The organism is Rheinheimera sp. (assembly GCF_036568245.1).
Taxonomy (GTDB): domain Bacteria; phylum Pseudomonadota; class Gammaproteobacteria; order Enterobacterales; family Alteromonadaceae; genus Alishewanella.
In genome coordinates this window covers 1-6511 of sequence record NZ_DATCSY010000190.1, presented here as the reverse complement: position 1 = coordinate 6511, position 6511 = coordinate 1, and the positions used below count along the sequence as shown (strand labels likewise).

Here is a 6511-nt window from a genome sequence, read left to right as displayed (position 1 = left end):
GGATAGGAGCGGATAACCCCTTCCTGAATTGTAGAAGCAACTAAGGTGCCGGCACGGTTAAAAAACTGGCCGCGCACCAACCCTCGCCCGCCAGAGGCGCTGGGGCTGTCTACGGCATACAGTAACCAGTCATCAAAACGGAAATCCTGATGAAACCACATCGCATGGTCAATCGTCGCGACCTGCATATTCGGCGCCATAAATGACTTGCCATGAGGCTGCAGCGCTGTCGGTAAAAAGTTAAAGTCGGATGCATAGGCCAGCATATATTTGTGCACACGCAAGTCATCCGGCATGGGGCCATTGGCTTTAAACCAAACATAGCGCCGCGCCGGGCTGACTTCCTGCTTGAACGGATTCTGAAAGTCCACCGGCCGCATTTCTATCGGCTTTTCACAGATAAACTTACTACGCAAGCTCTCAGGAATTAACTGCGCGTGCTGCTGATAAAATTCCAGATCAGACACGAGCTGCTCAGGCTCAGGCACTTTCGGCATAGCATCCTGATGTTCAAAACCTTTTTCGTCAGCCTGAAATGAGGCTGTCATATAAAAAATGGGTTTGCCGTACTGAATAGCACTGACACGCCGCGTGCTGAAGCTTTTACCATCACGGATGTTTTCTACTTCATAAACAATAGCTTTCGCAGCATCACCCGGGCGCAGAAAGTAGGAGTGAAACGAATGTACTTTTCGATCTTCAGCGATAGTTTCTTTTGCCGCGGATAAGGCCTGTCCCATTACCTGGCCACCGAATACCGCTTTAAAGCCCAAGTCCTGGCTCTGGCCGCGATACAGGCCTTGCTCTATGGTTTCCAGCTTTAATAATGCCAGCAAATTCTGTAATACCTGACTCATGGCTGTCCCTTTTATTCTGTTTGGCTGAAGTATAATGATATTCTGCCGCAAACGAAGGAGATCAGCAAAGGTGAGCTACTGGTTATTTAAAACTGAACCATCAGAATGCAGTATTGATGACTTTGCCAGGGCGCCGGATACGCCGATAGTCTGGGAAGGCGTGCGCAACTATCAGGCCCGTAATATGCTGCGTGATGACGTAAAAAAAGATGATCTGGTTTTTATCTATCACTCCAGTTGCAAACTGATCGGAGTAGCGGGTATTGCCCGCGTAGTGAAAGCCGGTTATCCGGATCCGAGTCAATTTAATACGGCAAGTACTTATTTTGATGGGAAATCCGACCCTGAGTCGCCCCGCTGGTTTGCCGTCGACCTGATTTTCGCAGAAAAACTGCCGGTTATTATTCCACTGGACAAACTTAAAAGCTTGGCTAAGCTAAGTGAACTGCCTTTAGTTCAGCGAGGCAGCAGACTGTCTGTTATGCCGGTAACACCTGAGCAGTGGCAGAGTATTTTACAGCAGCGTTAACGGCATAGTGATTGAGCCTGAAACCTGTTATCCCTGATGGTTGGAGCCTGTTATGTCACATGAAAGGCGCCAGATGGATAAGGATATACATTTTTTCTGGGACGATCTGAATCTGGCACAAAAATTTTCCGTTGCTGAGCTGCAACGGTTTGGTTATGACTTACTCTTCGTTCGCCACATCGCTAATGGCAGCATGGCAGTATTAGCATCGGGTAGCAAAGTGGCGGCAATTGATATCGAAGGCCAAATTGATATTGAGCCTAAGGTAGTCTTACGGCATTGACAGCAGCCTACAGGCTGCTGACTTTTGCCTGTTTCTCTTCCTGAGCGAGCAGCGCGACAACTGTACACAGCTGCAGATGAGACATCAGGCTGTTATTGCGCCACAGCGATGTCAGCCGGCTGTGTTTTTGCACCATTCTCTCCAACTGACTAACGCTCAATGTGCTGTGTTTTTTCAACTGCCCAGCCACCACCTGATGGGGCGTCAGCGACTTACTGCAACACTCTTTAACGACCACAGGTAAACTGATACACAGTAAGCGTGCCAGCTGAAGTTCATCAGCCGACAACACCGGATTAGCTGGCAAATGAGATACCTGCTGCTCCAGTACTGCTTTTTGTTGCTCAGCCAGCTGATAAGTCGCTTGCTGCAGTTTTAGTAGCTCCTGCTCCCGTGCGTTCAGTTTTTGCTGCAGTCCCTTATTGGTTTTACCAATCTGCTCCATTTGCCAAAGGATGTACAACATCGCGACAACTAACACACCGATAAACAACATCCAGACCATACTGCCTTTGTTCCCTGCTAGCTGCACCCGGGCACAGTCAGTGCCCCTTTCTAATACCGGGACATATTATCCTTTTTCTGCCGCGATGTAACGCTGAACCTGCTGTTCCAGCACGGCCAGTGGCAGGCTGCCATTGCCCAGAACGACATCATGAAATTCCCTGATATTAAACCGCTCACCCAATGCCTGCTCGGCCTCAGCCCGCAGACGTTTAATGGTTATTTCACCCAGCTTATAAGACAGCGCCTGAGCAGGCCAACTAATGTAACGGTCAATTTCTGTGGTGACATTATGCATGGATAACGCTGTATTACTGGCAAGAAAATCAATAGCTTGCTGCCTACTCCACCCCATGCTGTGCATGCCGGTATCAACCACTAAGCGGGCAGCTCGCCACATTTCATAAGTTAAACGGCCAAAATTGCTGTATGGATCCTGATAAAATCCCATTTCCAATCCCAGATACTCAGAATACAGCCCCCAGCCTTCGCCAAAAGCAGAGGTATAGAAACTGCGACGGTAATCAGGTAGTGCCTTCTGCTCCCGGGCCAGCGCAACTTGCAAATGATGCCCCGGCACTGCTTCATGTAACGTCAGCGCCTCCATTTCGTATAGCGGACGCCGGTCTAACCGATAGGTATTAACCCAGTAAAAGCCAGCCTGATCATCGCGCGATGGGCCTGAATAGCGGCCTGTGGTATATTTAGGCGCAATTTCCGCCGGAACCGGTACCACGCCATAAGGGGTACGCGGCAAGGTTTTAAATAATTTAGGTAACTGGGCATCTGATTTCTTCGCCAAAAAAGCGGCATAGCGCATTAACTCGTCCGGTGTTTTTGGGTAAAACTGTGGGTCTGTGCGCAGAAACTGAATAAAGTCAGCAAAGCTGCCTTCAAACCCTGTGTCTGCAATAACCTGCTGCATTTCAGAACGAATGCGTTTAACTTCGTCCAGGCCAATCTGATGTACCTGCGCAGGTGTCATGTTAAGCGTAGTGTAATGCTGCAGGCGGTTCTGGTAGTACTCCTGCCCCTGCGGTAGTGCACCGGCAGCAATAGTATCGCGCGCAGCCGGGATATACTGCTGTACCATAAAGTCATAAAACGCCTGATAAGCCGGGTTTACCGCTGTACGGATTTGCTTTGCAGCATCGTTTTGCAGCAGTTGCCATTGTTCGGCACTAATGTAAGCCGGCTTGGTTTTAAATGGCTGAAAAAAGACACTTTGTTCAGGTTCAGTGATATACGAAATAATACTTTGCTCAAAGCCTTTCAGCACCGCTTTAGGTTGGGTCATTCCGCTCGCTAACCCTTGCTGCATCCAAGCAGTTTGCTGTTGCATATAGCGTGGAATGGCTGAAAGCTGCTGAATATACAGCTGGTAGTCATTCAGGCTGCGAAACGTTGCACGTTGTGGTAAAAACCCCAGACTGGTATGAAAGCCCGACTCTGACGTCAGCGGCATCAGGTGCGCCCCGTAACGATATTCATCAATATCGTCCGCCAGACGGTAGCTCAAAATGGCGTGATTAATCTGGTTCTGCTCTGACAGCCTGGCTACATCCACCTGCTGCAGTTTCTTTTGCCAGCCCAGCCGTTGTTTATTCCGCGTAGCCAGTGCCTCAGGCGACATATCAGTCAGCCGGCCCGGCTCCGCTTTGTTAAGTTGCTGTTCTGCCTGCCACAATTGTGAAGCCAATTCAGAGAAAGCAGCATCTGGCTGTTGTTGCGTGGCGGCACAACCTGCCAACATCATTACCAGGCCAATGTTAAGCAGCAACACTTTAATAGTAGGGGTGATTGTCATTCTGGTTTTCCCACCGTAGATAAAAGACAGACCGATTGTAACGACTTTATACCGACATTACAGTTAGCTTAACTGACGACAGCCGCCTTTAGTCGTTTTCGTAAAATTAACTACGTACTGCTTATAAATAAGCCAAAGTGCTTTTATTTTCTGCGCACTGCTCAACGATAACGCCAGAGCTGTTGCCAGTTAATTAAATTCGCGTACTATGGCTTTGGGATTTTTTGCGTTAACATCAATCTGGCATCGGATTAATAATAACAATAACCGGAGTTTTGTGTGATCTCATGAAGTATCACGATTCAATACAACAGGCTGGCGAAAAAGCAGCGCAGGTTAAATTATTCCTGCAACGCGCTAATCTTGCCGCTCATCCTGTGAATTACGCGGTATGTTATGAGTATATCAGCGGACACAACTCTCAGCTGTGCCAGATTATTGAACAAAAGCTGTCAGCCAGAGCGCCGCTGGACGATTTTATTATGGCGGATCTGTACAGCCGCTTCCTGGCGCCGGCCAACCCGCAGCAGGAACTGATGCTGCAAGAGGCTTCTGGCATGGTAAGCAGGATGGCTGCCTACACCGATGTCGCCGCAGAACAGCTGGATGACTATCTGCTGCAATTGGATCATAGCATGCAGCAAATACAACAAACCAAACCAGACCCGGTATTACAACCTATTATCAGTCAGCTACAACACACGACAGCCGAATTCAGAGTGAGCCAGCAACAAATGCAGCAGCAGTTGCTATTGGCAAATCAGCAAAGCCATCAGCTGCGCCATGAGTTGGAACAACTGAAACAGCAACGCTTACTTGATCCTCTTACCGGCTTATATAACCGTCTTGCAATGCAAAATCAGCTGGATATCTGGTTTAGTGAACAGCCAGGCCGGCGTATTGCTGCCATAGCGGTCAATCTGGATCATTTCAGTCGTTTTAATCAGGAATACGGCAATACGATAGGCGACGTTATCCTGTCGAAAGTCGCTCGGAAGATCAGCAGCTACGTTCAAAGCAGTGGCTTGCCCGTTCGCTCCGGTGGCGAAGAGTTTTTAATCCTACTGCCGGACGTTGACCTGCGCAGTGCCAGCGAAATAGCAGAGCAGGTGCGGCGTGGCGTTGAAAAGCTGCGATTCGTCTCGTCACGCAGTAAGAAAACACTGCCTAAAGTCACAATATCTCTGGGCGTGTCTTTATATCAACAGAGTGAAAACTGGTACCAGTTTCTTGGCCGCACGGCAGAAGTACTGTTACTGGCGAAAAAGCGTGGCCGCAACCAGGTTGCCAGCGAATTAATGCTCGCCGAAGGCGCCCTTGCATAAAAGCCAACAGATAAGTTGGCCTTGGCAGCGTTATCTTTTACACTAGCCGCATTTAGTTGCCGACAGGTGCGCCGCATGACAGATCAAAACTCCAACACCACTCACTTTGGCTATAAAACGGTTGCCGCCGAGCAAAAAGTGTCGATGGTCGCTAACGTATTCCATTCGGTTGCCGCCAAATACGACTTGATGAATGACCTGATGTCGCTGGGGATCCACCGTCTGTGGAAACGCTTTACCATTGACTGCAGCGGCGTGCGGGCCGGACAACAGGTATTGGACCTGGCGGGTGGTACCGGTGACATTACTGCGTTGTTCTCAAAGCGGGTTGGCCATACCGGCAAAGTGGTACTGGCTGATATTAATGCGTCGATGCTGAATGTAGGCCGTGACAAACTGCGTGATCTCGGCTTAGTAAACAACATTGAGTATGTGCAGGCCAACGCAGAAGCTTTACCTTTTGCCGACAACAGCTTTGACATCGTCAGCATTGGGTTTGGCTTACGCAACGTTACTGACAAAGATGCCGCATTGCGCTCCATTTTCCGGGTATTGAAGCCTGGCGGCCGTCTGCTGGTGCTGGAGTTTTCCAAACCCGAGCATGACTGGTTGAGCAAAGCCTATGATTTATATTCATTTAAGCTGTTACCCGCTATGGGGCAACTGGTGGCAAACGATAAAGAAAGCTATCAGTATCTGGCAGAGTCTATCCGGATGCATCCTGATCAGGAAACCCTGAAAGGCATGATGCAGGCGGCAGGCTTTGCAGAGGTGAGCTACCACAATCTTACCGGTGGTATTGTCGCCCTGCACCGCGGTTATAAGTTCTGATGTTACCCTTACTGCCTCAGTTATTCTGTGCTGTAGCAGAGAAAGTGCTGGCCAGATTGATTGCTATGGATCCACAGGCCAAAGCCCGGTTAACGCGGCTTAGCGACAAGCAATTGTCCTTTCGTCTGCGTGAATGGCCTACAACACTGGTGATGACAGTTAGTGGCGGGACCATCTTGTTTAACCAGCATGATAACCCGGTAGACTGTGCAATACAGACCGACCTGGCCAGCCTGCGCTTACTGCGAGACCCGAGCCAATTGACCCGGCTGATAAAAGCCGACGCTTTACAAATTGATGGTGATATTCAGGTAGCACAACAGTACAGCCACTTTTTTCAGCAGCTAAGCCCAGACTGGCAACAAGCCCTGTCTG

The 6511-nt window shown here is 49.3% G+C and carries 8 protein-coding genes; 5 read left to right on the top strand and 3 right to left on the bottom strand.

Features of this window, described 5'->3' with window-relative positions; all coding sequences use genetic code 11:
- A partial coding sequence (gene tesB / locus VIN66_RS08615) for an acyl-CoA thioesterase II (RefSeq protein ID WP_331923593.1) occupies positions 1–857 on the bottom strand: 857 nt, incomplete at its 3' end.
- Positions 858–927: 70 nt separating this feature from the next.
- Between tesB and VIN66_RS08610 the strand changes: the two genes are divergently transcribed.
- Both VIN66_RS08610 and VIN66_RS08605 read left to right on the top strand, forming a co-directional pair.
- Positions 928–1386: an EVE domain-containing protein gene (locus tag VIN66_RS08610; RefSeq protein WP_331923592.1), complete on the top strand. Its 459-nt coding sequence runs from the start codon at positions 928–930 to the stop codon at positions 1384–1386.
- Between the two features lie 52 nt (positions 1387–1438).
- Positions 1439–1669: a hypothetical protein gene (locus VIN66_RS08605; RefSeq protein WP_134058701.1), complete on the top strand. Its 231-nt coding sequence runs from the start codon at positions 1439–1441 to the stop codon at positions 1667–1669.
- 7 nt (positions 1670–1676) lie between these two features.
- Here VIN66_RS08605 and VIN66_RS08600 read toward each other — a convergent pair whose 3' ends face one another.
- Both VIN66_RS08600 and VIN66_RS08595 read right to left on the bottom strand, forming a co-directional pair.
- On the bottom strand, positions 1677–2174 hold the full coding sequence (locus tag VIN66_RS08600; protein ID WP_331923591.1) for a hypothetical protein: 498 nt from the start codon (positions 2172–2174) through the stop codon (positions 1677–1679).
- Positions 2175–2240: 66 nt separating this feature from the next.
- Positions 2241–3980: a DUF885 domain-containing protein gene (locus tag VIN66_RS08595; protein ID WP_331923590.1), complete on the bottom strand. Its 1740-nt coding sequence runs from the start codon at positions 3978–3980 to the stop codon at positions 2241–2243.
- A gap of 287 nt (positions 3981–4267) precedes the next feature.
- Between VIN66_RS08595 and VIN66_RS08590 the strand changes: the two genes are divergently transcribed.
- The 3 genes from VIN66_RS08590 to VIN66_RS08580 form a co-directional block, all read left to right on the top strand.
- Positions 4268–5305 (top strand): GGDEF domain-containing protein, encoded by a 1038-nt coding sequence (locus tag VIN66_RS08590; protein ID WP_331923589.1) that lies wholly within the window; start codon positions 4268–4270, stop codon positions 5303–5305.
- A 75-nt stretch (positions 5306–5380) separates the two neighbouring features.
- On the top strand, positions 5381–6136 hold the full coding sequence (gene ubiE, locus VIN66_RS08585; RefSeq protein ID WP_331923588.1) for a bifunctional demethylmenaquinone methyltransferase/2-methoxy-6-polyprenyl-1,4-benzoquinol methylase UbiE: 756 nt from the start codon (positions 5381–5383) through the stop codon (positions 6134–6136).
- The coding region (locus VIN66_RS08580) for a ubiquinone biosynthesis accessory factor UbiJ (protein WP_331923587.1) at positions 6136–6511 on the top strand (376 nt) is incomplete at its 3' end. The genes ubiE and VIN66_RS08580, both read left to right, overlap by 1 nt.